At 37.8% G+C, this 25,707-nt stretch carries 27 protein-coding genes and 1 riboswitch; of the genes, 2 read left to right on the top strand and 25 right to left on the bottom strand.

Going from position 1 to position 25,707, the window contains the following annotated elements; all coding sequences use genetic code 11:
* Positions 1 to 5: 5 nt before the first annotated feature.
* The 19 genes from JHE06_RS03315 to mgtA all read right to left on the bottom strand — a co-directional run bounded on the left by JHE06_RS03315 (position 6) and on the right by mgtA (position 15,442).
* A complete protein-coding gene (locus tag JHE06_RS03315) occupies positions 6 to 833 on the bottom strand; it encodes a TlyA family RNA methyltransferase (RefSeq protein ID WP_201089474.1) in 828 nt (275 codons plus the stop codon).
* Positions 834 to 851: 18 nt separating this feature from the next.
* The gene (locus tag JHE06_RS03310; protein WP_058920115.1) at positions 852 to 1,751 is read right to left on the bottom strand and encodes a polyprenyl synthetase family protein; all 900 of its coding nucleotides are present in this window, start codon (positions 1,749 to 1,751) and stop codon (positions 852 to 854) included.
* Between the two features lie 17 nt (positions 1,752 to 1,768).
* Positions 1,769 to 2,005: an exodeoxyribonuclease VII small subunit gene (locus JHE06_RS03305; RefSeq protein ID WP_058920114.1), complete on the bottom strand. Its 237-nt coding sequence runs from the start codon at positions 2,003 to 2,005 to the stop codon at positions 1,769 to 1,771.
* Positions 2,002 to 3,342: an exodeoxyribonuclease VII large subunit gene (gene xseA / locus JHE06_RS03300; RefSeq protein ID WP_201089472.1), complete on the bottom strand. Its 1,341-nt coding sequence runs from the start codon at positions 3,340 to 3,342 to the stop codon at positions 2,002 to 2,004. The genes JHE06_RS03305 and xseA overlap by 4 nt, the downstream gene beginning before the upstream one ends.
* 27 nt (positions 3,343 to 3,369) lie before the next feature.
* On the bottom strand, positions 3,370 to 4,215 hold the full coding sequence (gene folD / locus JHE06_RS03295) for a bifunctional methylenetetrahydrofolate dehydrogenase/methenyltetrahydrofolate cyclohydrolase FolD (protein ID WP_058920325.1): 846 nt from the start codon (positions 4,213 to 4,215) through the stop codon (positions 3,370 to 3,372).
* Positions 4,216 to 4,351: 136 nt separating this feature from the next.
* Positions 4,352 to 4,795 (bottom strand): transcription antitermination factor NusB, encoded by a 444-nt coding sequence (gene nusB, locus JHE06_RS03290; RefSeq protein WP_058920112.1) that lies wholly within the window; start codon positions 4,793 to 4,795, stop codon positions 4,352 to 4,354.
* The gene (locus JHE06_RS03285) at positions 4,792 to 5,220 is read right to left on the bottom strand and encodes an Asp23/Gls24 family envelope stress response protein (RefSeq protein ID WP_058920111.1); all 429 of its coding nucleotides are present in this window, start codon (positions 5,218 to 5,220) and stop codon (positions 4,792 to 4,794) included. The genes nusB and JHE06_RS03285 overlap by 4 nt, the downstream gene beginning before the upstream one ends.
* Before the next feature lie 47 nt (positions 5,221 to 5,267).
* On the bottom strand, positions 5,268 to 5,825 hold the full coding sequence (gene efp, locus JHE06_RS03280; protein WP_058920110.1) for an elongation factor P: 558 nt from the start codon (positions 5,823 to 5,825) through the stop codon (positions 5,268 to 5,270).
* Positions 5,826 to 5,914: 89 nt separating this feature from the next.
* Positions 5,915 to 6,976, bottom strand: a complete 1,062-nt coding sequence (locus tag JHE06_RS03275; protein WP_058920109.1) for a M24 family metallopeptidase — start codon at positions 6,974 to 6,976, stop codon at positions 5,915 to 5,917.
* A gap of 203 nt (positions 6,977 to 7,179) precedes the next feature.
* Positions 7,180 to 7,512 (bottom strand): hypothetical protein, encoded by a 333-nt coding sequence (locus JHE06_RS03270; protein ID WP_058920108.1) that lies wholly within the window; start codon positions 7,510 to 7,512, stop codon positions 7,180 to 7,182.
* Positions 7,509 to 7,946, bottom strand: coding sequence for a competence type IV pilus minor pilin ComGF (gene comGF / locus JHE06_RS03265; protein ID WP_058920107.1), 438 nt, complete (start codon positions 7,944 to 7,946; stop codon positions 7,509 to 7,511). The genes JHE06_RS03270 and comGF overlap by 4 nt, the downstream gene beginning before the upstream one ends.
* A gap of 16 nt (positions 7,947 to 7,962) precedes the next feature.
* Positions 7,963 to 8,262 (bottom strand): type II secretion system protein, encoded by a 300-nt coding sequence (locus JHE06_RS03260; RefSeq protein WP_156413296.1) that lies wholly within the window; start codon positions 8,260 to 8,262, stop codon positions 7,963 to 7,965.
* A gap of 28 nt (positions 8,263 to 8,290) precedes the next feature.
* Positions 8,291 to 8,728 (bottom strand): competence type IV pilus minor pilin ComGD, encoded by a 438-nt coding sequence (comGD, locus tag JHE06_RS03255; protein ID WP_058920105.1) that lies wholly within the window; start codon positions 8,726 to 8,728, stop codon positions 8,291 to 8,293.
* Positions 8,725 to 9,045 carry a competence type IV pilus major pilin ComGC gene (comGC, locus tag JHE06_RS03250; protein ID WP_058920104.1) on the bottom strand — a complete coding sequence of 107 codons (321 nt, stop codon included), beginning with the start codon at positions 9,043 to 9,045 and terminating at the stop codon, positions 8,725 to 8,727. Before comGC ends, comGD begins: the two co-directional genes overlap by 4 nt.
* The gene (comGB, locus tag JHE06_RS03245) at positions 9,045 to 10,112 is read right to left on the bottom strand and encodes a competence type IV pilus assembly protein ComGB (RefSeq protein WP_058920103.1); all 1,068 of its coding nucleotides are present in this window, start codon (positions 10,110 to 10,112) and stop codon (positions 9,045 to 9,047) included. Before comGB ends, comGC begins: the two co-directional genes overlap by 1 nt.
* On the bottom strand, positions 10,066 to 11,145 hold the full coding sequence (gene comGA, locus JHE06_RS03240; protein ID WP_328706707.1) for a competence type IV pilus ATPase ComGA: 1,080 nt from the start codon (positions 11,143 to 11,145) through the stop codon (positions 10,066 to 10,068). Before comGA ends, comGB begins: the two co-directional genes overlap by 47 nt.
* A gap of 209 nt (positions 11,146 to 11,354) precedes the next feature.
* A complete protein-coding gene (locus tag JHE06_RS03235; RefSeq protein WP_058920101.1) occupies positions 11,355 to 12,080 on the bottom strand; it encodes a YebC/PmpR family DNA-binding transcriptional regulator in 726 nt (241 codons plus the stop codon).
* 113 nt (positions 12,081 to 12,193) lie between these two features.
* On the bottom strand, positions 12,194 to 12,712 hold the full coding sequence (locus tag JHE06_RS03230; protein WP_058920100.1) for a VanZ family protein: 519 nt from the start codon (positions 12,710 to 12,712) through the stop codon (positions 12,194 to 12,196).
* Positions 12,713 to 12,826: 114 nt separating this feature from the next.
* The gene (gene mgtA / locus JHE06_RS03225) at positions 12,827 to 15,442 is read right to left on the bottom strand and encodes a magnesium-translocating P-type ATPase (RefSeq protein ID WP_201089470.1); all 2,616 of its coding nucleotides are present in this window, start codon (positions 15,440 to 15,442) and stop codon (positions 12,827 to 12,829) included.
* Between the two features lie 363 nt (positions 15,443 to 15,805).
* Positions 15,806 to 15,971: riboswitch (M-box (ykoK) riboswitch) on the bottom strand.
* Positions 15,972 to 16,226: 255 nt separating this feature from the next.
* Between mgtA and JHE06_RS03220 the strand changes: the two genes are divergently transcribed.
* Positions 16,227 to 18,038, top strand: coding sequence for a M3 family oligoendopeptidase (locus tag JHE06_RS03220; RefSeq protein WP_201089468.1), 1,812 nt, complete (start codon positions 16,227 to 16,229; stop codon positions 18,036 to 18,038).
* Between the two features lie 67 nt (positions 18,039 to 18,105).
* Here the strand turns inward: JHE06_RS03220 and JHE06_RS03215 are convergent, their stop codons facing one another.
* The 3 genes from JHE06_RS03215 to JHE06_RS03205 form a co-directional block, all read right to left on the bottom strand.
* The gene (locus tag JHE06_RS03215) at positions 18,106 to 18,996 is read right to left on the bottom strand and encodes a diacylglycerol/lipid kinase family protein (RefSeq protein WP_058920095.1); all 891 of its coding nucleotides are present in this window, start codon (positions 18,994 to 18,996) and stop codon (positions 18,106 to 18,108) included.
* A 177-nt stretch (positions 18,997 to 19,173) separates the two neighbouring features.
* Entirely contained in the window at positions 19,174 to 20,679 is a 1,506-nt protein-coding gene (locus JHE06_RS03210; protein ID WP_201089465.1) for a C40 family peptidase, read from the bottom strand.
* A gap of 189 nt (positions 20,680 to 20,868) precedes the next feature.
* Positions 20,869 to 21,426, bottom strand: coding sequence for a DNA-3-methyladenine glycosylase I (locus tag JHE06_RS03205; protein WP_236253544.1), 558 nt, complete (start codon positions 21,424 to 21,426; stop codon positions 20,869 to 20,871).
* Positions 21,427 to 21,636: 210 nt separating this feature from the next.
* On the opposite strand from JHE06_RS03205, the gene trhO reads away from it, so the two are divergent.
* Entirely contained in the window at positions 21,637 to 22,605 is a 969-nt protein-coding gene (trhO, locus tag JHE06_RS03200; protein WP_201089463.1) for an oxygen-dependent tRNA uridine(34) hydroxylase TrhO, read from the top strand.
* A 92-nt stretch (positions 22,606 to 22,697) separates the two neighbouring features.
* Here the strand turns inward: trhO and JHE06_RS03195 are convergent, their stop codons facing one another.
* The 3 genes from JHE06_RS03195 to JHE06_RS03185 are packed head-to-tail and all read right to left on the bottom strand — an operon-like array spanning position 22,698 to position 25,401.
* Positions 22,698 to 23,501, bottom strand: coding sequence for an ABC transporter ATP-binding protein (locus JHE06_RS03195; RefSeq protein WP_201089461.1), 804 nt, complete (start codon positions 23,499 to 23,501; stop codon positions 22,698 to 22,700).
* 1 nt (position 23,502) lies between these two features.
* Positions 23,503 to 24,408: an ABC transporter permease gene (locus tag JHE06_RS03190; protein ID WP_058920090.1), complete on the bottom strand. Its 906-nt coding sequence runs from the start codon at positions 24,406 to 24,408 to the stop codon at positions 23,503 to 23,505.
* Between the two features lie 27 nt (positions 24,409 to 24,435).
* On the bottom strand, positions 24,436 to 25,401 hold the full coding sequence (locus JHE06_RS03185) for an ABC transporter substrate-binding protein (RefSeq protein WP_201089459.1): 966 nt from the start codon (positions 25,399 to 25,401) through the stop codon (positions 24,436 to 24,438).
* Between the last annotated feature and the right edge of the window lie 306 nt (positions 25,402 to 25,707).

The following is a 25,707-nucleotide window of genomic DNA, read 5'->3' as shown; positions in this document are numbered from 1 at the left end:
TTTTTTTATTTATTGGTTGTTTTAAAAGCTTTATAAGCATCTATTAAAACCTGTTCAAGATTCACTGAACTAGCCATTGTCCCATGTTTTTTATCAGTCCATACAAAATGAGCTAAGAACTCAATATTGCCGTGTCCTCCAGTAATAGGAGAAAAATCCACTGCTTGAACATCGTATCCCAAATCAAGTGCAAATTGAACCATCTTTGTTAACACTTGTCGATGGATTTCCGGATCACGCACAATCCCTTTTTCGCCTACATCTGTACGATTTGCTTCAAATTGAGGTTTGATCAAAGCTAAGACATCGCCTTTTAAAGCAATAATATCTTTTAATACCGGCAAAATAACACGCAAAGAAATAAACGAAACATCAATTGAAACTAAATTAGGTTGTCCATAAACAAAATCAGTCAACTTGCTGTTTCTAAAATTTGTTTGTTCCATTACAATAACGCGAGGATCTTGCCGTAATTTCCAAGACAATTGATTGGTTCCGACATCTAATGCATAACTCAATTTTGCTCCATGTTGCAAAGCAGCATCCGTAAATCCTCCTGTAGAAGAACCGATATCCAACATAATTTTATCTTGGATTCTCACATTAAAAACTTCCATTGCCTTTTCTAGTTTAAAACCACCGCGACTAACGTAACGCAACTGTTCGCCTTTGCGCTTTAATTGTGTCGTAACCGGGATCTTCTCTCCAGCTGTATCAATTCGTTCGTCTTTATCCGTTAAAATAATCCCTGCCATAATTGCTCGTTTGGCTTTTTCTACTGAATCAAATAACCCTTGCTCCACAAGAAGAACGTCTACTCGTTCTTTTTTCATATTATCCTCCAAATCTTTTTATCGAACGGCTAATAAATCAACCATATCCGATAACAATTGAGTATCAATCGATTTACCCTTTTTCAGGAAAACTGCTTCTATTTCAGCTAAGCTTTTCTTGGCTGCTTTGATTTCGTATTCAAGAGCTTCTTTTGCTCCTGCTAATGTTAATAAAGCTGGGTACGTACTTTTGTTTAACTGAGCATCCATTCCCGTGTTTTTGCCTAGTTCATCAACATTTCCGGTTACATCAAGAATATCATCAAGAATCTGAAAAGCTAAGCCGAAATGGGTGGAATACTGGAGGAGAAAAGACTCGATTTCAATAGGTGCGTTCGCTATCACGCTGCCCGCATAAACCGCAAACGTTAATAACTCGCCTGTTTTCTTTTCATGAACGGCTTTTAAAGCCGTTAAAGATAACGAAGATCCTTCACCCTCCATATCAGCTACTTGCCCAGCAACCATCCCATTTGGCCCAGCTGCTTTAGCTAACGCCAGCACTAATTCAATTTTCTTTTTATCCGAAACGGGACTTTCAGCAAGGAGCTCAAATGCTTGAGTCAATAACCCATCACCTGCTAAGATAGCCAGATCTTCTCCGTAGACCACATGATTGGTTGGTTTTCCGCGGCGCAAATCGTCATTATCCATCGCAGGCAAATCGTCATGAATCAAAGAATAAGTATGGATAAATTCTAACGCTACAGCTGCTTCGTACCCTTGCTCAAGCTCACCGCCCAGCGTTTGGATCGTCGCTAACAACAATAAGGGCCGTATTCTTTTACCGCCAGCTGTTAAAGAGTAGTGCATCGCTTGATAAAGGGTTCCTTCAAACTCTTTTTCCTTGCTTAAATGTCTCACTAAAGCCGCTTCTATTTGAGGTTTTTCCTTTTGTTGAAAAAGACTAAATTCCATTTGCTCTGTCACTTCCCTTAGTTTTCTTCGTTTTCATTCTCGAAAATGGTTTCTTCCCCATTTTCATCTACAATCTTAGTAAGGGTCTTTTCAGCGTTTTGCAACGTTTCTTTGCAAATTTTGCTTAAGCCTACACCTTTTTGAAATTGCTCTAAAGCCTCTTCTAAAGGTACATCTCCACGTTCAAGATTGGTAACGATCTCTTCTAATTGCTGCATTGCTTCTTCGAACTTCAATTTTTCTTTTGCGCTCATGTTTGTTCCTCCATTTTTTTCAGTACTTTAGCTTCAAAACTACCTTCATGCAAGTGAACGCGGATTAAATCATCTGGTTCAACTTGTTTTGCTTCTTTAAGGACTTTATCGTCTTTCGTCACATAACTATAGCCTCGGTTCATAATTTTTAACGGGCTCAAGTAGTCAAGTGATTGCATTCTATGCTCCAAACGCTTAGCTTGATCATTCATAAAGCGATCCATTTCTAATTGCAGTTGTTGAGTAATTTGCTGTAAGTCTACCTGCTTTTGCTTCACAACTTGTTGAGGATTGCTGGACAGCAACTTGTAATGCAGCAATCGGAAATCTTGTTTTTCACTAGTCAATTTTTCTTCTAGTGAACGGATCAATCGTTCTGAAATAAGATCTAGGTTTTGAGCATAGCCTTCATAAAGCCGCTGAGGTTGTTTAAAAATATAAGATTCCAGACTACGGTTTAAGCGTTGGCTCAAAACTTCAATTTTTCGCATGTAACTTTGAATCAACCGCAGCCGCATTTGTTCGATCTTTAAAATTTCATCTGACAGCAATGGAACGGATAATTCAGCCGCTGCAGTGGGCGTTGCTGCTCGTACATCGGCAACTAAATCAGCAATCGTTGTATCTGTCTCATGGCCAACAGATGAAATGACGGGAGTTTTAGCTTCGAAAATAGCCCTTGCTACTTTTTCTTCATTAAATGGCCATAGATCTTCAATGGAACCACCGCCTCGTGCAACGATCATTGTATCAAAATTGCCTTTGTCTTCTACCATTTTAATGCTTTTAACAATGTCATCAGCAGCTTTGTTGCCTTGAACAAGCGTTGGAAACACAACTAATTGAACGATTGGATACCGTCTTTTGATGGTCGTCATAATATCGCGTATCACTGCACCGGTTGGGCTCGTTACGATTGCAATTTTTTTGGGGAAAGTAGAAAGCAATTGCTTCGGCGCTTCGAACAGCCCTTCTTTTTTCAACTTTTGTTTCATCTCTTCCAGCGCTTGGTACAACGCTCCCACACCATCAGGTTCCATATGTTCAATATAAATCTGATAATTTCCACTTGCTTCATATAAAGAAATACGACCAATCACCAGTACCTTCATGCCTTCTTCTGGTGTGAATTTTAATTTTTGATAGGCTCCCTTAAACATGATAGCGGCGATTTTCGCCCGATCATCTTTTAAACTAAAGTATTGGTGCGCATTCGGTCGGTTTCTAAAGTTTGAAATTTCTCCCGTTAGATAGATTCTTCCTAAATAAGGATCTTGTTCAAATTTTCGTTTAATGTATCTCGTCAAATCTGTGACGGTTAAGTATTGTTCTGACAAAAAACCCCTCCTGACTTTTACGTCACTTTAAATTCTTTTGGCGCTTTCGATCGTTTGGTACATTAACATCGTAATGGTCATAGGGCCAACACCGCCAGGTACTGGAGTTAAATAGCCGGCTACTTTAGCCACTTCATCTGCTTTAATGTCTCCGATCAATTTACCATCTGCGTCCCGGTTCATTCCTACATCGATCACCACTGCTCCTGGTTTGATAAATTCTTTCGTAACAAAATTGCCCCGCCCAATAGCAACAACTAAAATATCTGCTGTTCGGGCTACTTCGGCCAAATTTTGTGTTTTTGAATGAGCCATCGTTACTGTAGCATCATTCATCAGCAATAATTGCGCCATTGGTTTTCCTACAATAGTGCTACGACCGATAACAACAGCAGTTTTTCCTGCTATTTCAATTTGATGACGTTTCAATAATTTCATAATGCCATAAGGAGTACAAGCAATTTTATCTGGTTTCCCTATCAGTAATTTCCCCATATTAAGCGGATGAAAACCATCCACATCCTTTTTCGAATCCACAGCATTTACTACTTTTTCTGCGTTGATTTGTTTTGGCAACGGCAACTGAACTAAGATACCGTGGAAGTCTGCATCCCGGTTAAATCGATCAATTTCGTTTAACAACTCTTCTTCTGTAATAGTATTTGGGTAACGCTTGACCAGTGAATGGACCCCTAATTTTTCTGCTCGTTTGGCTTTATTGCGGACATAAGTTTGACTCGCTTGATCTTCGCCAACCAATAAAACAACTAAACCAGGTGTTATCCCTTTGGTTTTTAAGTTATTCACCATTTCCAACATTTCACTGTTCATTTCCTCTGCTAATGCTTTGCCGCTCATCATGATTGCACTCATCGAAAATCCCATCCTTTTTTCGTTCGTTTGTATCAGATACATTGATTGCACCTTCTTATTCTACCATATCAATCGCTAAAAAAAGAAACGAATGCAGTCTCGCTTTACACCATTTTAAAGAAAAAGAAAAAGAGGCTTACTCAGCCTCTTTTTCCTCTAGATCGTTGACAATGTTCGCTAAAACACCGTTCACGAATTTTCTCGACTTTTCATCACTATACAGTTTTGTAATTTCGAGTGCTTCGTTCAAAGCAACTTTTGCCGGTACATCTGATACATAAAGCATTTCAAAAATAGCAATTCGCATAATCACTAAATCTGTTTTTGCAAGACGTTTCATAGACCAATTTTCAAGATGCAGTTGGATTTTTTCATCTATAGCTGTTTGATGTTCGTTGACACCTGTTACCAGCAATTCTAAATATTTCGGTACAGATACAACTTCTACTTCATCTGCTAAATCTTCTCCGCTGGTCAAAGCTTGTTGCATCGCTTCTTCCGTGGATAAATCTTTATTAGCCGATAGTTGAAAAAGAGATTGTAAGGCTTTCTCTCTAATTTCACGTCTGGTTAAACTCACTCTTCTTCACCGTCTTCATCATCGTCAAGATTGAACAAATCTTGCAGTTCAGTTTTTTCTGGTACGATTCCTACTACATGAACATTAACTTCTTTTAATTCAATGTCTGTCATATGCACTAGTTGTTCTCGAACTTTTTCTTGTAGTTCCAAGGCTACTTTGGGAACTGAAACCCCATAATCTAAGTAGCAATAAATATCAACTTTTAATCCTTCATCATCAGCTGTTAAATGAACTCCTTTTTTATGATCCACGCGACCGAATAGCTCAGAAACGCCCGATCCCAGCTTACCTTGCATCGCATAAACTCCAGCTACCTTGCTTGCTGCAATTCCTGAAATGACTTCAATGACTTCTGGCGCTACTTCAATTTCGCCAAGAGTTTTTTTGGTCTCATTTACTGCAAAATTTGATTCTTCAGCCATAAGGCAGACCTCCTATAGTCAACTATTTTTTGTTTCTATTTCATGTGTTAAGCGCGTGAAACGTATGAACCATCTTGGGTATTTACCACCAATACATCATCTACGTTTACAAAGAACGGCACATTGATATTCGTTCCTGTTTCCAGCTTAGCCGTTTTAGTACCGCCTGAAGAAGTATCTCCACGAATTCCCGGTTCAGTTTCTGCAACTCTTAATTGAACGGTATTCGGCAGTTCGACTCCTAAAACTTCTGCATCAAACATCATAATGTGAACTTCCATATTTTCTTTCAAATACTTCAATTCATCTTTAATAGATTCTTCCGGCAATTCAAGTTGCTCATAATTCTCAGAATCCATAAACACATATGAACCACTATTTTCATATAAGTATTGCATCTTGCGGTTGTCAATTTGAGCTTTTCCTACTTTTTCACCTGCACGGAATGTTTTTTCTTGAACCGCACCGTTACGTAGGTTTTTTAATTTAGAGCGGACAAAAGCTGCACCTTTACCTGGTTTCACATGTTGGAAATCAATTACACGCCAAATTCCACCATCAAACTCTATTGTTAAACCTGTTTTAAAATCATTTACAGAGATCATTTAATTTCCTCCCAAAGTCGTTCCTATTTTCTGTCTTAGTGTATCATTTTTTTGATCAACTACCTAATAAATCATAGCTCTTTTTGCATCTAAAGAATGATTAACTCTTTTGGCGAATGAACGATAACGTCATTACCAAAATCAGTGATTACTAGATCATCTTCAATTCTGACTCCGCCGATTCCAGGCAAATAAATTCCTGGTTCATTTGTGATCACGTTCCCAGCTACAAAAGGTTTATCCGCTAGTTTTGAAACGTTCGGTCCTTCATGGATTTCTAGTCCTATGCCATGCCCAGTTGAATGGCCAAATGCTTCTCCATAACCGTAGCTTGCGATATGATCGCGAGCGACAGCATCTAATTCGATTCCAGTCATTCCTGGTTTAGCTGCATCAATAACTTTTAATTGAGCTTCAAGCGTGATATTGTAGATTTCTTTTAATTTTTCAGCCGGTTCGCCAACTGAAAACGTCCGTGTCATATCTGAAACATATCCTTCATAATAACAACCAAAATCAATCGTCACGAAATCCCCAGTTTCAATCAACTTCTGGCTAGCTACACCATGTGGCATAGCAGATCGAATGCCGCTTGCTACAATAGTATCAAAAGAAACTCCCGTTGCTCCTAATCCACGCATGTGGAAATCCAACAAATTAGCTACTTCAATTTCAGACATGCCTGGTTTGATTTCGCCTAAAATATATTGGAACGCTGCATCAGAAATCGAACAAGCTTTTTTGATTGTTTCTATTTCTGATGCATCTTTTACTTCACGCAACTCTTCTATCAATTTCGAAACAGGAATCAATTCACTTGAAATGATTTGTTCCAATACTTCAAAGGTACTGAAAGTAACATAATCTTGTTCAAAACCAAGTGCTTCAATTTTATCTGCTTCTACCAATCGAGCAACCTCATCGTATATCGGGCCACTGTTTTGAACGATTTCAAAACCAATTGCTTGGCTAGCAGCTTGTTCAACATATCGAAAATCTGTTATGAAATAAGCTTTATTCAGTGTAATGACACTTAACCCTGTTGTTCCAGTAAAGTTTGATACATAGCGTAAATTATAAGGGCTGGTTACCAGCAACGCATCCAATCCTCGTTGTTTCATGCCTTCACGTACCTTATTCAATCGAGTCATTTATCATCACTCCTCATCTATTAGATCAATGTTGCAGCTAGTTTGCTAATAAGCGCTGAACACAATTCAATTTATTATACCAAATTAAAGGCCAAAAGGAAATAACCCTTGGCTTTTAACAAGGGTTATTTCCTTTTTATTAAGATTCCAGTTCCGTCTCTACAAAAAAGTTTCTGTTCAAGATTCATTAAGAGACAGAGGGTCTAATCAGGATAATCTACTATAATACTAATTTGTTTTAAAAATGCCTTATTAGAGATTCCAGTAAATTGATACGTTTTCGTTGCTGTTTTTTGTACTCGAACAGTACCAGCAGCATACGTTAAAAACAGTTCCTGAATATCTGGTGTACTCTTCAGTTGATATTGCAGCTCTGCTTTTGACAATTCAATCATGCTTTGAACAATATAATAATCTTCAGTAGCTTTTAATTGCTGCATCTGGCGTTTATAAATTTGTGTCGTTCCCATTGAGACTGCTGATAGCAAGAAAACAAAAACGATCACCGAAGGCAAGATTGCTCCTTTTTGATTCATTTATCTGCCCCCTCGTTCAATTGTGACAAATTTACTTGTGCACTGTAGTTTTCATTATTTGTAAACGTAACCCGCAAGATCAAAAAAGTATCCTTTTTAGAAAAAGTTAGTTTGCTCACTTTCATCATTAACGGTTGATAGCCTCCAGAATCAGTTGTTTTAATAAAAACAGTTTTATTAGCATCTCTTTGATAGATATGAACGCGTTGCGTTTTTCCAGCAGCATCTTGTTCTTCAAATCTAACTTTGCTGGTCGATACATCTTTAAGCACCAGCCCTTTTATTTCATAGTTAAATTGATTTAAAAACAAATGCCATTCTAATTGTCGATCTTGAAACGTTTGATTGCGGATTGCACGAAATTGATTCACCGAAAAACCAATCAAAGAAACGCATGTTAATAGAACAAGGAGAGCAATCACTGTTTCTAACAATGTAAAACCTTTTGCATCAAGGTTCTGGGACTTTTGACGAGAGGATTTCAATAACCAACTGTTGATCTCCATCATTGATTTGAATGCCTTTTTTGTGTTCCTTTTCAATTGAATGAATCTGATAGGTCACTCCCCCTGTTTGCCAAGAGTCATCCACTGATTGGCCGAGTGAGATTTTTTGCGATTGCTCATAACAGATACGAGCTCTGTCTACCGCTTTCTTCTCTTCTTTAACCGTTAACAACAGTCCAGCGACCAATGGTAGATACAGACTGATACAAACAGTTAAGATAAAAAACGACAGTAAGCTTTCCAATAACAGATACCCTTTTTGATTAAGTTTTTTAATTCCAATGATAGCGCCCACTTCCTAACTGAAAAACTAATGAATGCCTTACGCCATCGATATCAAAATATAATGTAGAAAAGCTTTGTAAATTGCCGCTTCCGCCATTAAAAACGTACCGCTTACTCGTAGGCGTTGTGATGGTTTCAGGCAAAATCAATTGATGAGTCAAATAATGGTTCTCTTCTGTTAGTATGTTGAAAGAGATTTTGCCTGTGCTTGCTGAAATATCCATCATTGTCCAATTTCCAGATAAAACAGCGTAATTCTGAGTAGCTGTCAAGCTGCTTTGCAACTCCTCAATAAACAATTGCGTCTCTACATCTTTAATGATCGTTTTAGAAAAAACCGTTGGTATCATCAGCAAACTAACCGTTAATAGTAAAACCAGCAAGCTTTCGAAAAGCAGCATTCCTTTATCGTTTAGTTTCTTCATTCAGAAGACGCTTTAGCTGAAACTTTACCGTTGCTGATCACCAATTTATCTTTGGCTTGGGCCAATTGTTTCTCATTTAAATAGGCTGTTTTTAAATCATCAAAACTTGCAGCCTTTTTATTCGTATCCATTTCGTATAATTCTACTTGGGTTTGAACAACTGTGACCAAAGCTTCTGTACCTTTCTGATCCACTTTCTTTTTCTGTTCTACGACATTCGGAACAATCAGCAGCATCAACACAGAGATCACGAAAAGCACCAAAATCATTTCAATTAAAGTAAAACCATCAGCGTTTAATCTTTTTTTCTTTTTCATCAGACAACCTCTCCTATCATAGAGAACATAGGCAGTAATAAAGCCAGGTAAATACACAAAATAAAAAAAGCAACAAATAAAAAAATAAAGGGTTGGATCCAGCTAAAAACCTTTTGAATGTACTGCATCATTCTTTTTTGACAATCTTCACCATAGATCATTAATTCGCTTGCTAACTGACTAGTCGCTTCGCCATGTAAAATAATTAAACCCAATTCTGGATTGAAAAATGTCAGTGAACTCATCGATTCTTTAAAATTTCGTCCTGTTTTCAACTCTAATTCCATTACTTGTGCAACTTCTCGCATCAATGCTGTTGCTTCTTTTGCTTGCATCAGACCAATAATGGCGTTCATTTGATGTCCGCTTTTTAAAAGCTGACTCCATTCGTAACTAAAAGAATGGGTATGGTACAAACGTATCAAGGTATTCGCCAACGGAATCCGCATGTAAAAAGTCGTTCGCTCAATAGCAGACATTTTTTTCAGTTTAGTGTGTATCCACAAAAACAATAAGCTGGTGCATAAACCGGCAATCAGTAAAACAGTTGGAAAATATTCAATAAATCCGATTGCGAAGCGGTTGATCCACGAGACGCTTTGAGCAGATGTATCATACAATTGCCGAAAACTCGGCAATAAAACCAATCGCATGGCTATTAAAATGCCTACCATAAACAGCAATAGAACCAAGGGATATTGTAACAACTTCATTAATTGCTGTTTTTGTTTGTTTTTCGTTTCTAAATACTGTCCGCTTGCCCCTAGAGCTTCCGAAAATTGTCCATGAATAAGAGATAAATAAATTTGAGAGCTGATGCGCTCAGAAAATCCTTGGTTTCTGAGTGCTTCATCAAACCGTTGACCGTTTTCTAATTCATGTAAAATAAGTTGAATCCAATGAGCTTCTTTTGGCATAATGGTCGCTAAGAAAGTTAGGGCTTCTCGCAAAGTAAATCCTTCTTGGATCAAAGAAGCTAATTTCGTTAAAAAAGAAGCTTGCATCAATTCCGTTTGAGTTTTACGGAATGCGGTATTTTTGAAAGTTTTTTTGGGTAATAAAACCATAAACATACGCCTTTCTTAACAAGCAATTAAACGACCTGTTCATCTGTTCAGGTTGATTTAGAATTGCCGATTCATTCGACAAACACCCTTGCAAGTTTTCTCCAGATAATACTTCATAAACAGTAGCTCGTTTTTCATGAACGTTCCAATGGCTACAATCCATTTGGCAATCTCCTTTACAAAACGGGCAGTTTTTTGGAAGCAATTTTTGAAAAACGATTCCTAAAAGAGTTTGTTTCAATTGTTCATGGGTTATCCCTAATTCAATCAGTCTTGAGAGGACCCCTACAGCATTTTTAGCATGTATACTTGCAATGATCAAGTGGCCTGTTAAAGCTCCTCGTATAACCATTTTGGCCGTTTCTTCATCTCTGATTTCTCCTACGATCAAGGTATCTGGATGATGCCTTAAACTCGACTTTAAAAGCGTCTCATAGAAGACACCTGCTTTTTCATTTACTTCGGTTTGAAGAAATGCCGGTTCTTCTATCTCCACGGGATCCTCCACAGTGATGACTTGCTGATTATTTTTTGAATGGCATTCGCGAATCAAATGGTACATGGTGGTCGTTTTTCCAGATCCAACTGGGCCAGAAAATAAAAGCAAGCCGCTTTTAAACTGCACTAACTTTTCCATTTCATTAACTTCTTGGTGGAAAAAAGTTGTTTCTTTTAAAGGATGCACTTCCGTTTGATTCAATAACCGTATCACCATGGATTCTTGAGATTTGAAATTAGTGATCGTTGAAAATCGCAAAGCTTGTTTTGTCTTATTAAGCAAAAATTGAATCGATCCGCTTTGCGGACGTCTCCTTTCCCCGACATCCATATTGCATAAGTATTTAAAGTAGGAAATAAGGCGAACCCCTTCATCTGGTGTCAGATTAAAAAATTGAATTAAATAACCGCCAATTCGAAAAAATATTCTATAGTCATTTCCCTCGGGTAAAACATGAACATCACTTGCCCCTTTGTTTTGAGCCTTTAAAATAACGTGTTCAGCAAGTTGTTCTATCTCCATAACATGTGCCAATCCATTGTCTCATTCTCCTTGTTTTGTTTGAGCACACGGCATTCCCTCCTTATTTCAGAATATATGGTTTGCGATTTTCTAATAGGTTGTTCCCTCCTTTGATTGTTTTATGTTCCTACTCTAATTGTATGCTTTTCATCTTAATTTCCTTTTTTTATAAAAAAATATCCCTCCAACACTTTGCTGGAGGAACATCTTGTATATTTTGATTATAGTATCGCGTTGTGAAAAACTTCTGAAACGTCGTCATCTTCTTCTAATTTATCAATCATTTGTTCTAGTGTAACTCTTTTATCTTCAGATAATTCAACAGTTGTTTGCGGAATCATGGTAACTTCAGCTTGCGCTAATGTGTACCCTTCTTTTTCTAAGGCATCACGGACTTCTGGTAAATCGGACGGGTCTGTATAAACTTCAAATACTTCGTCAGATGTTTCCATTTCCTCTCCGCCAGCTTCCAGAACGCTCATCAGCATCGTGTCTTCATCAACATCTAAACCTTCGCGTGCGATAGCGATGTACCCTTTGCGGTCGAACATGTAACTCACTGAACCTTTTTCCCCTAGTGAACCGCCATTTTTATTAAAAGCGACACGGACGTTGGTTCCTGTCCGATTTAAATTATCTGATAAAGCATGCACTAAAACAGCTGTACCTTGAGGACCATAACCTTCATAAGTGACTTCGTCGTAATTTTCGTTCTCAGTTGTAGAACTGCCTTTTTTAATGGCTCTATCAATATTGTCGTTTGGCATATTGTTTGATTTGGCTTTATCCATCACCATACGTAATGAAGGGTTTGTGTCCGGATCAGGACCACCTTTTTTTACAGCCATATAAATTTCCCTAGATATTTTTTGGAAAATTTTGCCGCGTTTTGCATCTTGTGCATTTTTACGTCCTTGGATATTGTTCCATTTTGAATGTCCTGCCATCCATATTCCCTCATCTCACATTGTATTTTGGCAAATAAGCCCTTCTCATTCTACCAAAAAACAGGTTCTTGAGCAAATCTTTCTAAAAGTGATGGATCTTAGGAGAAATAGTCCTAACGGTAATTCTTTTTTGTTCTTTTTTTGTTTTTGTGGAAAACAAAAAAGAGAAGCGCTAGCCCAATAGCTGTTAATGCGCCGACACTATCTAGGGTCACATCTTGCAACAATGGTGTTCTGTTAGGCGTAATGCCTTGGTGAAATTCATCCAGTGCTGCATAGCCGGTAGCGAGCAGCCAAGAAATAAAGGCAGCTAGACTGATGCTCGTCATTTTATTCTTCAATCCTAGAAACCAAAACAACCCTAATAAAAAATAGGTGCCAAAATGGGCAGCTTTGCGAATAAAAAACTCTATAAACTCGCTATATCCCAGCGCATCAATGCTTACCTCTCCGCTAGCATATGTAAAGTGGATCCCGCTCAGCAGATTCTTAAGCGGTTCTTTTGCTAATAGTTGATTCAGCAAAGGGGTGACCGATTGTTCTTCATACGGTTGGGAAGAACTATAAAACAACACCCCCATAATTACTAAAGCCAACCCGATAAATAGATTATCTTTTGTGGATGAACGCATTTTTACACTCCTTTCTTTCTTTCTTTTAGTTTACCTCAATTTCTTTTCTTTTCACATAAAAGAAAGCCAAACCATATATAGTTTGACTTTCTTGCTGACAATAACATTAAACCATCATAGCCATTGTTTATTTATTTTAATATAAATATCTTTGACTACTTGAGTCAATACAATATAAGCTAAAACAATTAGGATCATCCATTTCCAGTAAGTTGCCGGTAAAGCTACAAAATCAAAGAATGTCCCGAATTTGCTTCCAGGGATCAATACAGCAGCCACTACAACAGCAAGGGTTGATAACGTTACGCTTAAGCTGGCTCTGCTTTGAATAAACGGAATCTTTTTCGTTCTGATCACATGGACGACAACAGTTTGAGTAATCAAACCAATCACGAACCAACCTGAATGGAATAAAGCAGCATCTTGGACCGTGTTAGCTTGGAAAACAAACCACATCAGTACAAATGTTAAAATATCAAAAATCGAACTGATCGGCCCAATGCTAAAAGTAAACTTCAATAAATCTGACGTTCCCCATTTAGCTGGTTTCATTAAATCTTCCTCATCCATCTTATCCCAAGGAATGGTTAATTGGGCGATATCATAAATAAGGTTTTGGACTAAGAGTTGAATCGAAAGCATTGGCAAGAATGGTAAAAAGGCGCTGGCTACTAATACACTAAATACATTACCGAAGTTTGAACTGATCGTCATTTTAATGTATTTCATCATGTTTCCAAAAACAGTCCGGCCTTCTAACACACCATCTTCTAAAACCGTTAAACTCTTTTCCAACAGAATGATTGAACTAGCTTCTTTCGTAATATCTGCTGCGGTATCAACAGAAATCCCTACATCAGCCGTTCTCAATGCGGGCGCATCGTTGATGCCGTCTCCCATAAATCCAACTGTGTGTCCTTTTTGTTGCAATAATTCAATGATTCGAGCTTTTTGAGTTGGATTTAATTTAGCAAAAAGATTGACTTCTTCTGTTGCATCCATCAATTCGTTGTCATCCATCGTTTCAAGTTCTGTTCCAAGAATCACACGGTTCACTTCGATTCCAACTTCTTTACAGATTTTTTGAGCGACTATTTCGTTATCGCCAGTCAAAACTTTTACATTCACACCATGTTCATGGAGCGACTTAATAGCTGTGATAGAAGATTGTTTTGGCGGGTCTAAAAATTCCATGAACCCTACTAGCACCATATCTGCTTCATCTTTAATTGAGTAAACAGCTGAATCATGAACGTTCAGTTTATAGGCGACACCTAGTGCACGCATGCCTTCTTTGTTCATTTTGATGCTGACTTCTTCCATCGTTTTTTGTAATTCTGGTGTCAACGGAACAACTTCACCGTTCAATTCTACATATTGACAAACTTTCAGCATTTCTTCTACGGCGCCTTTAGTGATCATAATTTGCTGATCCCCTGTTTTGACAGCTACAGTTAAACGGCGTCTTGAGAAATCGAATGGAATTTCGTCAATTTTTTCGACTTTTTCTAATTCAGCTTCTTCACGATTTTCACTGAAATACTCAATGACAGCGTGATCCATCACATTTTTCCAACCGGTTTGATAATTTGAGTTCATATACGCTAACTCTAAAACACGATTGCTTTCTTCGCCAATCGGATTTACATGACGTACCAAAACGACTTTGTCTTCCGTTATCGTTCCAGTTTTATCCGTACATAAGACATCCATAGCACCCAAGTTTTGAATAGCATTTAATTCTTTAACGATTACTTTTTTCTTAGACATCGTAATCGCACCTTTAGCTAAGTTGCTCGTAATGATCATCGGCAGCATTTCTGGTGTTAAACCAACAGCTACTGCTATTGAGAAGAAGAAAGCTTCGCCCCAATCGCCTTTTGAGATTCCATTGATTAAAAATACAATAGGAACCATGACAAGCATAAAGTTGATCAATAATTTACTAACATTTTTTACGCCACGGTCAAAGCTCGTTTCTCCTCTAGATTTAGAAGATTGAGTAGCAATATCTCCAAAGAAAGTATCTTCTCCTGTTTTTAATACGACTACTTTTCCTTGTCCGCTTAAAACATCTGTCCCCATAAAAGCTAAGTTATGAAGATCCAAAGCCGTTACGTGCGGATCTTCTTTTTCGCCTTCTATTTGGACAAACTTTTCAATCGGCATCGATTCTCCCGTTAATGACGATTGATTGACGAATAAGTCCTTAGTCCAAATCAAACGAGCATCTGCTGGAATCAAGTCTCCTGTCGACAGATTGACAATATCGCCAGGAACGACTTCATCAATGGGGATTTCTTTCGTTACCCCTTCTCTGGTCACTGCACAAGTGGTTTCGATAAGTTCTTTCAAAGCCAAACTGGCTTTTTGAGAACGATATTCTTGAATAAAATGAAGTCCTGCACTGAATAAAATCATCAAGCCCATAACGATACTGGCTTCAAAATCTTTAGTAGCAGCTGAGACAACTAATAAAAGTGCTAAAACATAAATAAATGGATCTTTAAATGCTTGGAGTAATAGTAGATACCAAGGAACAGGCTTTTGAGCAGCGACTTCATTTAACCCAAATTCTTCTAAGCGCTTTTCCGCTTCTGATTTGCTTAAGCCTGACTCTCCTGTATCCAACTGTTTTAAAACTGCTTCTTCTGTGAGGTAGCCTAATTCTTTTAATTGGTTGTTTTTAGATTTTTTTTCTGTATAAATGTGCTTCTTTTGATTTGCCATTATTTTTTCCTCCTTTTGCCTTACCGGAAAAAACAAGTTTGCTACACTATTATCCTAATTAAGAGGGTCATGGCAGGCTTACTTATTTTTTCTTCATCTCTCCAACAATCATCACCTGGACTATCACTACTAGAGCCTTTTTCCATACCATTCACCTCGCCTTTTTTTGATAGGTCTGCGCATTACTCTGAAATGACAATTCAAAAACTCGAAATTACGATTGAAACCCTTTTAGAAAGCAAACAATAAAAAAGCATACACTCCATTCTGCGATAGAGTATATGCTTGAATATCCATTCTAAATAAACGATAAACGATTCCATATTTAAATACAGCTTTTTTGCACCTCAAAAAAGTTCCTTGTATTCCTTCTCCATCGTCGAGTTTTAGCACTATATGGCGTAGATTATTCATCAGCTACATTAAAAATGACCTTAATTCGATCATTCCTGTTGACCCATTGGTGTCTCTCGACGTTTTTGGGCAGCAGCGTTTTTCCATATAGGAGCCTCACCTAACAGAAGCTTTATTCATTTCATGTCATTTACTATGCTAGCTCAAAGATTTTTAGAAGTCAAGTTGCTCGATTTCTCTTCTTCTATTCTTTTAAAAGTTAAGTTTATTTCAAGTTTAATCCCCTTACTGATTGGCCATTTGAATGGGTTTGTCTTAAAATCAGCGGATTATTTTTCTTTTCCAACTTTTTCACCGATAATGGTTATTTTCAAAATAGAAGCAACTGGACTATAATAAAGAAAGCGGCAATTAGAAAGGGAGTTTTTAAATGAAATACAGTATAAATTGGGATTTAGAATCTATTTTTCCTGGAGGCAGTCGTTCAACTCAACTCCATGAAAAAATGGCTCTCCTTCAAGAACAGTTAGAGGAATTATCAAAAAATGTAACCAGTTGGAACAGTGAACAAGATGGACCTGATTTCAAACACTTTACACAATTATTAGCTTTACAAGAAAAAGTAACTTTTGGTTTGTCTCAAGTCCATACTTTTATTGAAGCTGTTCAATCTGCTGATATCAATAATAAACAAGCCAGTGCTCTATTGGGGAAAGCATTCGAATTAAGCAGCTTTTCGAGCACGGTTCAGACAATTTTAGCTAAAAAAATAGTTGAGATACCTGACTCTGAATGGACTAACTTAACAAATCTGCCTGAGTTTCAACCGATTCAATTTGTTTTAAATGAAATAAGAACTCAAGGTAAAGAATTATTGAGTGAAGCTGAAGAGGCCTTGATCAATTCTCTTTCCATTGATGGATTCCAAGGCTGGAGCGACCATTACGATACATTAGTTGCAACAATTGAAATTCCATTTGAAGATAAAGATGGGCGTGTAACCAACTTATCTGCGGGACAAGCCTACAATAAAATGAATGCGGATCCTGATGCTGAAGTTAGAGAACAGCTCTTTCAGAAATGGGAAGCAACTTGGTCAGCAAAAGCTCCTTTATTCAGCGATACGCTTAATCATTTAGCCGGATTTCGTTTAGCAGATTATCAAGCTCATGGCGTGACCGATTACTTAAAACGTCCGTTAGAATACAATCGAATGAAACGTGAAACATTAGATACCATGTGGCAAGCCGTTAGCGATCATAAACAGCCTTTTATAGATTATTTAAACCGAAAAGCCCAATTATTAGGAAAAGAAAAATTAGCTTGGCAAGATATTGAAGCGCCTGTTTTAGTTGGGAACGCAGAACCTCAAGTTTATCCGTATGATCAAGGGGCCGAGTTCATCATCGAAAACTTCAAAAAAGTGAGTCCAAAAATGGCTGATTTTGCTCAATATGCTTTTGAACACAATTGGATCGAAGCTGAAAACCGCAGCGGCAAACGTCCTGGCGGCTACTGTGCAGAATTGCCAGAAAGCAATGAATCAAGAATTTTTATGACTTATGCCGATTCACCAAGTGAAGTTTCTACTTTAGCACACGAATTAGGCCACGCTTTCCATAGCCATGTAATGAATGACTTGCCTGCTTTAAACCAACAATATGCGATGAATGTAGCTGAAACAGCTAGTACCTTCGCTGAAATGATCGTTGCCGATGCAACTGTAAAAGAAGCTAAAACAAAAGAGGCTAAAATTGGTTTACTAGATACGAAAATTCAAAACGCATTGGCAATGTTCTTGAACATTCATGCTCGTTTTATCTTTGAATCTAATTTTTATAAAGAACGCCAAACCGGTATTGTAACAGATGAACGCTTGTCTGAGTTAATGGAGGCTGCCCAAAAAGAAGCCTATCAAGATTCTTTAAGCAGCTACCATCCGCATTTTTGGGCTAGCAAATTACACTTCTTTATTGCGGATGTGCCTTTTTATAACTTCCCTTATACGTTTGGATACCTTTTCAGTCTAGGAATCTATGCTCAGTCTCTTGAAGAAAGCCAAGGATTTGAAGAGCGTTACATCGCTTTATTGAGAGATACGGCTTCTATGTCTACGGAAGATTTGGCAATGAAACACTTAAACGCTGATTTGACTAAACCCGAATTCTGGGAGGCTGGAATAGCGATTATGAAAAATGATGTTGAAACCTTTTTGACATTGACAGAAGATTTTTTAAATTAGTTTTCAAATAAAACCCGTTGCTTACACGCAACGGGTTTTTTATGGTGTTTTATGGAAACTGTTAAAATCAACTAGGCACAAAAACAGTTATGTGAGAAGCTAACACTTCAAGAGTTAAGGGCAAGTCATCTCCTGGGTCACCGTCAATATTCGTTCCTAGTTTTTCTTTTTTAGAGACAGCCACTTGGCCTGTTTTGAACCTTTCATATAAAACATCACGTGTATCATTCGTTTCTCCCTTAAGTAATTTAAGAAGCAAGGGTAATTTCTTTAGCAAGCTCGTTTTTTTTAATAAAACCAAATGCAAATACCCATCATCTGCTTTAGCTTCTGGTAACAGAGATGAAAAACCGCCTACTGAATTGGTGAGCGCAACTAAAACCAATTCAGCTTCTTGTGAAAAAGTTTTTTCATCTAAGGTTAATTTGAATGAGTAGCTTTTATTCTTTTTTGCTGCTTTTAAGCCTTCCAAAATATAAGCAAAAAAACCTAATTTAGTTTTTTGTTCTGTACTAACATTCTGAACAGCTTCAGGGATGCTTCCGATTGCAATGACATCAATAAAGTAATCATCATTGACTTTTCCAACATCTATCTTGCATTTAGCAGCTGTAGGCAGCATGGCAATGGCTTCCGCGGGATCCATAGGAATACCAAGTGCATGACCTAAATCATTAGCAGTTCCCATAGGGATAAAACCAAAGTCAGGACGATAAGCTTCTCCTGCGATGCCATTAACACATTCGTTTATTGTGCCGTCTCCACCCATAACAAAAACAGCTTCCACTCTATCTTTTGCTGCTTCATTAGCAAATCGTTTAGCATCTCCGGCTTTCTCAGTCTTTTTTACTATTAGTTTATCAAACATTTTCTCTAATGTTGCTTGGGCATTTAACGCGTACTGTTCTCCTTCTTCATTTCCTGAAGAAGGATTTATGATTAATACAGCTAAGCTCATTTTAGCCCTCCTTTATTCTTGGTATACCTTTCAAAAAAATAAATAATACGTTTTTTCAAAAGATTCTTTTACTCGCCTACTATCAGTATACTAAGTAAGTGTTCTTATTTATACAAAAAAGACCCGAACAAAACCATGGCTGGCCTTATTCGAGTCTTTTTATTTTCATTATTGTTTTTAATAACGTCCGTAACCGACAACTTTGCTTGCCCAATATCCAGAAGTATATGAAGCATAGGCAACACCGGTACTGCTTTGAGAGCCAACAAATTGTCCGCCGCCAGAAACGATTCCTACGTGGTCAATAGTTGAACCACCAAGTGAGAAGAACACTAAGTCTCCTGCTTGTGGGTTAGATACTTTCGTTGATGCATTGTATTGTGCAGAAGCTACACGCGGCAAGTTGATGCCCGCTTTAGCAAAAACATACGATGTAAAACCAGAACAATCAAAACCTGAGGTTGTTGTACCGCCCCATAAATATGGTGTTCCTAACACGCTATTTGCAGTAGACTGCAATGCAGACCATGAAGTTCCGCCTGTTGAAGGAGCTGGAGCTGGTGTTGGTGCCGGTTTTGGTTTTGGTTTTGGTTTAGACACTGGTTTACTAGGCGCTGGCGTAGTTGCAGCAGTGTTATTCGAGTTAGAGCTATTCGAACTAGACGAATTCGAACTAGTCGTATTTGAGTTAGCTGTTGTTGCTGGATTACTATTCGTTGATGCAGGTTGAGACGCTGTTTCCGTACTTGGAGCTGGTGTTTCTGCTTGTACTTCTGTTACAGCTTCGTCATTGCTTTGTTCTGAAGTTGCCGCAGATGCAGTTTCGTTTGCTGCTACTTCAGTAGAAGCGGCTTCTGTTGCAGCTGCTTCTTCAGCTTTTTCTTCTTCAACTTTTTTCTGTTCAAAAGCTACTTGGACAGCTTTTTCTGCAGCCGCTTGAGCTGTAGTATATTCAGTAACAGCATTTTCTGCAGCTGTTTTTTGAGCTAAGAAAGCATCTTTATCTTCTTGAGCCGTGGCCATTTCAGAAGCGAGTTGCGAAACAACTACTTCTTTTTCCAACATTTGTTGCTCAAGAGAACTTTGTGCATCTTCCAGCTGAGCAGCTAATGCATTTTGTTGAACGATTGTTTGTTCCGTTGCTGTTTTCTTTTCAATCACTAATTTTTGATCGGCTACTTGTTCTTCAACAAGGTTTTTATTGGCATCTACTAATTTACTAACCACATCTAAGCGGCCTACTACGTCTACTAAAGATTCTGCTTCAATGACGAATTCTATGTAGTTTTGAGTATCTCCATTAGTTTGGACTGTTCGAGCTTGTTGATCCAATTGTTCATTTCGTTGTTCAATTTTTTCTTCTAGTGCTTCAATTTCTGTTTTCAACGTATCCATTTCTTTTTGAGATTTTTGGATATCAGCTACTAATTTTTGAGATTTTTCTTTATTTACACTAATAGTATTATTGATCGTTTCTAATTGCTCTTGTGTAGTAATTTTTTCTGTTGCTAAACCATTTATTTTTTGTTCTGCTTCTTCAATATTTTTTTTATTTTGGTTTACTTTTTGTTCTGCTTCTTCGATTTTGTCTGTATAGGATTCAGCACCAACCGCTGTTGGCAATATAAGAGAGCTAAAAGTCATTGTTCCTAAAATAGCAATTGAAAGTAATTTTTTATTCACTAGTCTCTTTCCTCCAAATTTCATTTTTTAATCTTAAGTAAAATTTACTCTTACTTCACAAGTCATAGTATAACATGAAAGACAAGTCAGTAAGGTTTCGTTTAGATTACAATTAAGTGTCAACTCTTTTAACGTTCTTTGTCTGATTATTCCTCTTCTTCTTCATTCCCCTCTTGTAAAGCATAGGTTTTATTTAAATTGACAACCTGCTTCATGATCGTTAATCAACCCAGCAGCTTGCAAGTAAGCATAACACGTCACTGGTCCAATAAAAGAAAAGTTTCTTTTTTTCATATCTGCTGCAAGTTTTTCGGATAATTCAGTTTTCACAGGAATTTGTTCCCCAGTGCTGTAGTGATTGACGATTGGTTGATAATCCACAAAAGACCATAAGTAGCGATCAAAGGTTCCCCATTCTTCTTGAACCGCTAAAAAGGACCGTGCGTTTTTGATAATGGCTTTTATTTTTAATTTATGGCGTATAATGCCGGGATTAGCCAGCAGTTCTTCTATTTTTAGTTGATCATAAATTTGGATTTTTAGTGGATCAAACCCATCTAAAGCCTCACGGTAATTCTCTCTTTTCGCTAATATAGTAGACCAGCTCAAACCAGCTTGCATGGTTTCAAGAATCAGTAATTCAAACAACTCTTTGTCATCATGATGTGGCTCCCCCCATTCATAATCATGGTAATGTTGATCTAATGGCGTTTTTGTTGCCCAAGTACATCGCATCCTATCATTCATCCTTTCTATCTTCCTGTCTTTTACGATCGGTTTAGTACATTGATTTTTTTAAAATCGGGTCAGCTCAATTCATTTTAGCTTAAAAAAACACTCTCTGCTATTTTTTTTAGGCCTTGCTTTCTTAAAATAAGTTAGTGTATAATATAGTGTCAGATAGTTTGTTTATTTCATTATAAAGTTTATCAAGTAAGTTATTTAGGAGGATTTACAATGTCTAAAGATTATCGTGTATTGCTTTATTACCAATACGTTCTTATTGAAGACCCAGAGCAATTTACAAAAGACCATTTAGCATTTTGTAAAGAAATTGGTTTAAAGGGTAGAATCTTAATCGCTTCAGAAGGTATCAATGGCACCGTTTCGGGAACGTTCGAACAAACTCAACGTTACATGGATGAAATGCATGCTGATACTCGTTTTGCTGATATGGTTTTTAAAATTGATGAAGAAAGTACAGAAGCTTTCAAAAAAATGCATGTTCGCCACCGGCAAGAATTAGTTACATTAAACTTAGAAGATGACATCGACCCCAATGAAATCACCGGGGAATATTTGGACCCTAAAGCCTTCCGGGAAGCCATTTTAGATGAAGGTACAATTGTCATTGATGCGCGTAATGATTATGAATACGATTTAGGACACTTCAGAGGTGCAGTTCGACCGGATATCCGCTCTTTTCGTGAACTCCCTCAATGGATTCGCGACAATAAAGAAGAGTTCATGGATAAACGTGTTGTAACTTATTGTACAGGCGGGATCCGTTGTGAGAAGTTTTCAGGTTGGCTAGTCAAAGAAGGATTTAAAGATGTCGGTCAATTACATGGCGGCATTGCTATGTATGGTAAAGATCCTGAAGTCCAAGGCGAGTTATGGGACGGTCAAATGTATGTATTCGATAGTCGAATCAGTGTACCTGTAAACCAAAAAGAACATGTGATTGTTGGTCGGGATTGGTTTGATGGTTCTCCTTGCGAACGGTATGTTAACTGTGCAAACCCTAAGTGCAATCGTCAAATTTTAACTTCAGTTGAAAATGAGCACAAATACTTGCGCGGCTGTTGTTACGATTGCCGAGTTGCATCAGAGAATTTGTATGTAAAACACAATCATCTAAGCCAAGAGGAAGTTAGTGAGCGTTTAGCTGGAATTGGTGAAAAACTGCCAACTTCTAACTTCTAACTTCTAAAAAAATAAGGAACTGGGACTTATCCCAGTTCCTTATTTTTATACAATTTTTTCGGTGCAATCATATTTTTTATTGCCTGCTTTTATTATCCTAAAATCAGCGCATCATCACTAACACGGTTGCCGCTGTTTTTATGAAACAATTCCAATAAATCAGGAACTGTCATTTTCTTCTTTTCAGCACCCGAAACATCAACAACAATTCGCCCATTATGCAACATAATCAACCGGTTGCCATATTCAATCGCATTTTCCATATTATGTGTGATCATCATGGCTGTCAATTTTTCTTCTTGAACGATTTTATCGGTCAACTCTAATACCATCTGACTTGTTTTAGGATCTAGAGCTGCCGTATGCTCATCTAAAAGAAGCAACTTCGGTGTTTCTAAAGTAGCCATCAACAATGTTAACGCTTGGCGTTGCCCGCCAGATAATAAGCCAACTTCCATTTTTAAGCGGTTTTCTAGCCCTAAATCTAGCTGTCTCAATCGTTTTCTAAATAGTGTCCGTTGCTTTTCTTTAACACCTAACGAGAGCCCTCTTTTTTTCCCGCGATTATAAGCAACAGCTAAATTTTCTTCAATGCTTAATCTTGTGGCCGTCCCCATTTTAGGATCTTGGAAAACACGACCGATATGTTTCGACCGTTCTGCTGTTTTTTTGTATGTCACGTCTTCCCCGTCTAAGAAAATGCGCCCTTTATCAACAAAGAAGCTTCCTGCAATACTATTTAATAACGTTGATTTCCCTGCTCCGTTTCCACCAATGATCGTCACAAATTCTTCTTCTTTAATCGTTAAATCCAACCCTTTTAACACATGGTTTTCATTGATCGTTCCTGTCTCAAAGCTTTTGTGAATAGCTTGTACTTCTAGGATAGCAGCCATTTTATTGTACCCCTTTCTTTTTTGCGTACGGAGATTTTTTCAAGATTTTTCCAGACTTCTTTTTCAGCAAGGGTGTTGAAAGAGCAATCGCTAAAATCAGTGCTGAAAACAATTTGATATCTTGAGGATCAACTCCCAGCTGCAGCACCAAATCGATGATCAAGCGGTAAACCACAGCTCCAATAACGATCGTCACTAAACGTTTTGCAAATGATAAGTTATGGAAGATGACTTCTCCGATAATAACGGAAGCCAATCCAATAACAATTGTGCCAATTCCCATGCCAATATCCGCATAACTATTGTTTTGCGCAATCAATGCACCGGACAAAGCAATCAAGCCATTACTCAACATATACCCGATAATTTTCATAGCATTAGTATGAATGCCATTTGCTTCACTCATGTCTTCATTGTCTCCTGTTGAGCGAATAGCTAAGCCTGTTTCCGTATTAAAAAATAAGTATAAAACTAAAATCACCAGCAGTGCTACCAGTGCTCCAACTGCTAATACAGCTGTCCGGCTGTTCAAACCAAAGCTTTGCATAGTCCGCATCAATGTTCCTTGTCCAAGTAGCGTCACGTTAGCTTTTCCCATGATTCTTAAATTAATGGAATAGAGAGCCGTCATTGTCAGTATTCCGGTCAGCAGAGCGGGAATTTTCAGTACTGTATGCAAAAGTCCAGATACCGTTCCGGCCAACATCCCCGCAATCAGTGCTGCAATGGTAGAAAGCCAAGGCGGAATTCCAGCAACGATCAGACTGGCACAGACAGCTGCCCCTAATGGAAAACTACCTTCAGCTGTTAAATCGGCAATATCTAAAATTCGAAAAGTTAAATACACTCCGATTGCCATGACCGACCATAATAACCCTTGTGAAATACTTGATAATATTATACTCATAACTGTAAAACTCCCCTTTTTTCTTCCTTATTCCGGACTGACAATACTTGCCGGATCGATTCCTAAAGCTTCAGCGATTTCTTCATTAATAACGAGTTCCAATTTATTCGATGTTTCTACGGGCAGTTCAGCTGGATCTGCTCCATCTTTAATAATTTTCAATGCCATCTTGGCCGTTTGTCTTCCTAAGTCTTCATAATTGATTCCATAGGTAGCTAAAGCTCCCGTTTCAACCATCTCTGCTGCACCGGCTACAACTGGTAATTGATACTCCAGAGTAATTTCTTTGATCGTCGGCATTGTGCTGGCCATTGTATTATCCGTTGGAATATAAACTGCCTCAACTTCTTGAGCTAGTGTGGTCATAACTTGCTGCACATCATTCGTTGTCGTTACAGTCAATACCTTTACATCTACTCCTTTGGCTTCAATTGATTTTTGGGCCATGTCTGCTTGGATTTTCGAATTAGGTTCACTCGAATTGTAAATGATGCCAACTGTATTTGCTTCAGGTGCAATGGATAGTAATAAGGCTACTTGTTCTTCGATAGGAACAATATCGCTTGTCCCTGAAATATTCATTCCAGGCTCTTCGTTGCTTTCTACTAAACCAGCATCAACTGGATCAGTAACGGCTGTAAACAAGATCGGATCTTCTGTAGTTACATTGGCTAACGCTTGAGCTGCCGGAGTTGCAATGGCTAAAATAGCATCATTTTCACCAACTAAGCGTTCACTCATGCTTTGCAAGTTGGCTTGATCTCCTTGTGCATTTTGATAGTCAACCGTTAAATTTTCTCCTTCAACATAACCTTCTTCTTCTAATTCTTTCAAAAACCCTTCACGAGCTGATGATAATGAATCATGCTCCATATATTGTAAAATTCCAATAGCCATTTCGTTATCTTGACCGCTCTCGGTCGAATTCCCACATGCTGCTAATACCAAGCCTGTTGCTAACGTTATTAATCCCATTGCTAACTGTTTCTTCATTATATTTTCCTCCTAGATTAACGTTCTTTTTCTTGCTTTGCTTCACGGTACCTCAATTTTCCTTTTCGGCCTAAAAAAGAAAATATAAAAAATTAAAACCCCCACTTAGATTTAGTACAATCTAAGTGGGGGTTTGGGATTATTTTTATAAAAAAAATAAGCTCATCATACATCACCTAGACTTCACTATCATCTATGTGACGCATTAAGCTCAATACAAAATGCTTTAGCCATCATAGATACAAACATCGCTGTTTCCTGTTTGCATCCATAATAAATTATGTTTACAAACAGTCTATAAAATAG

Origin of the sequence: Carnobacterium sp. CS13, from assembly GCF_016653495.1 — a bacterium.
GTDB lineage: Bacteria > Bacillota > Bacilli > Lactobacillales > Carnobacteriaceae > Carnobacterium_A > Carnobacterium_A antarcticum.
This window is presented reverse-complemented; position numbering and strand designations above follow the sequence as displayed.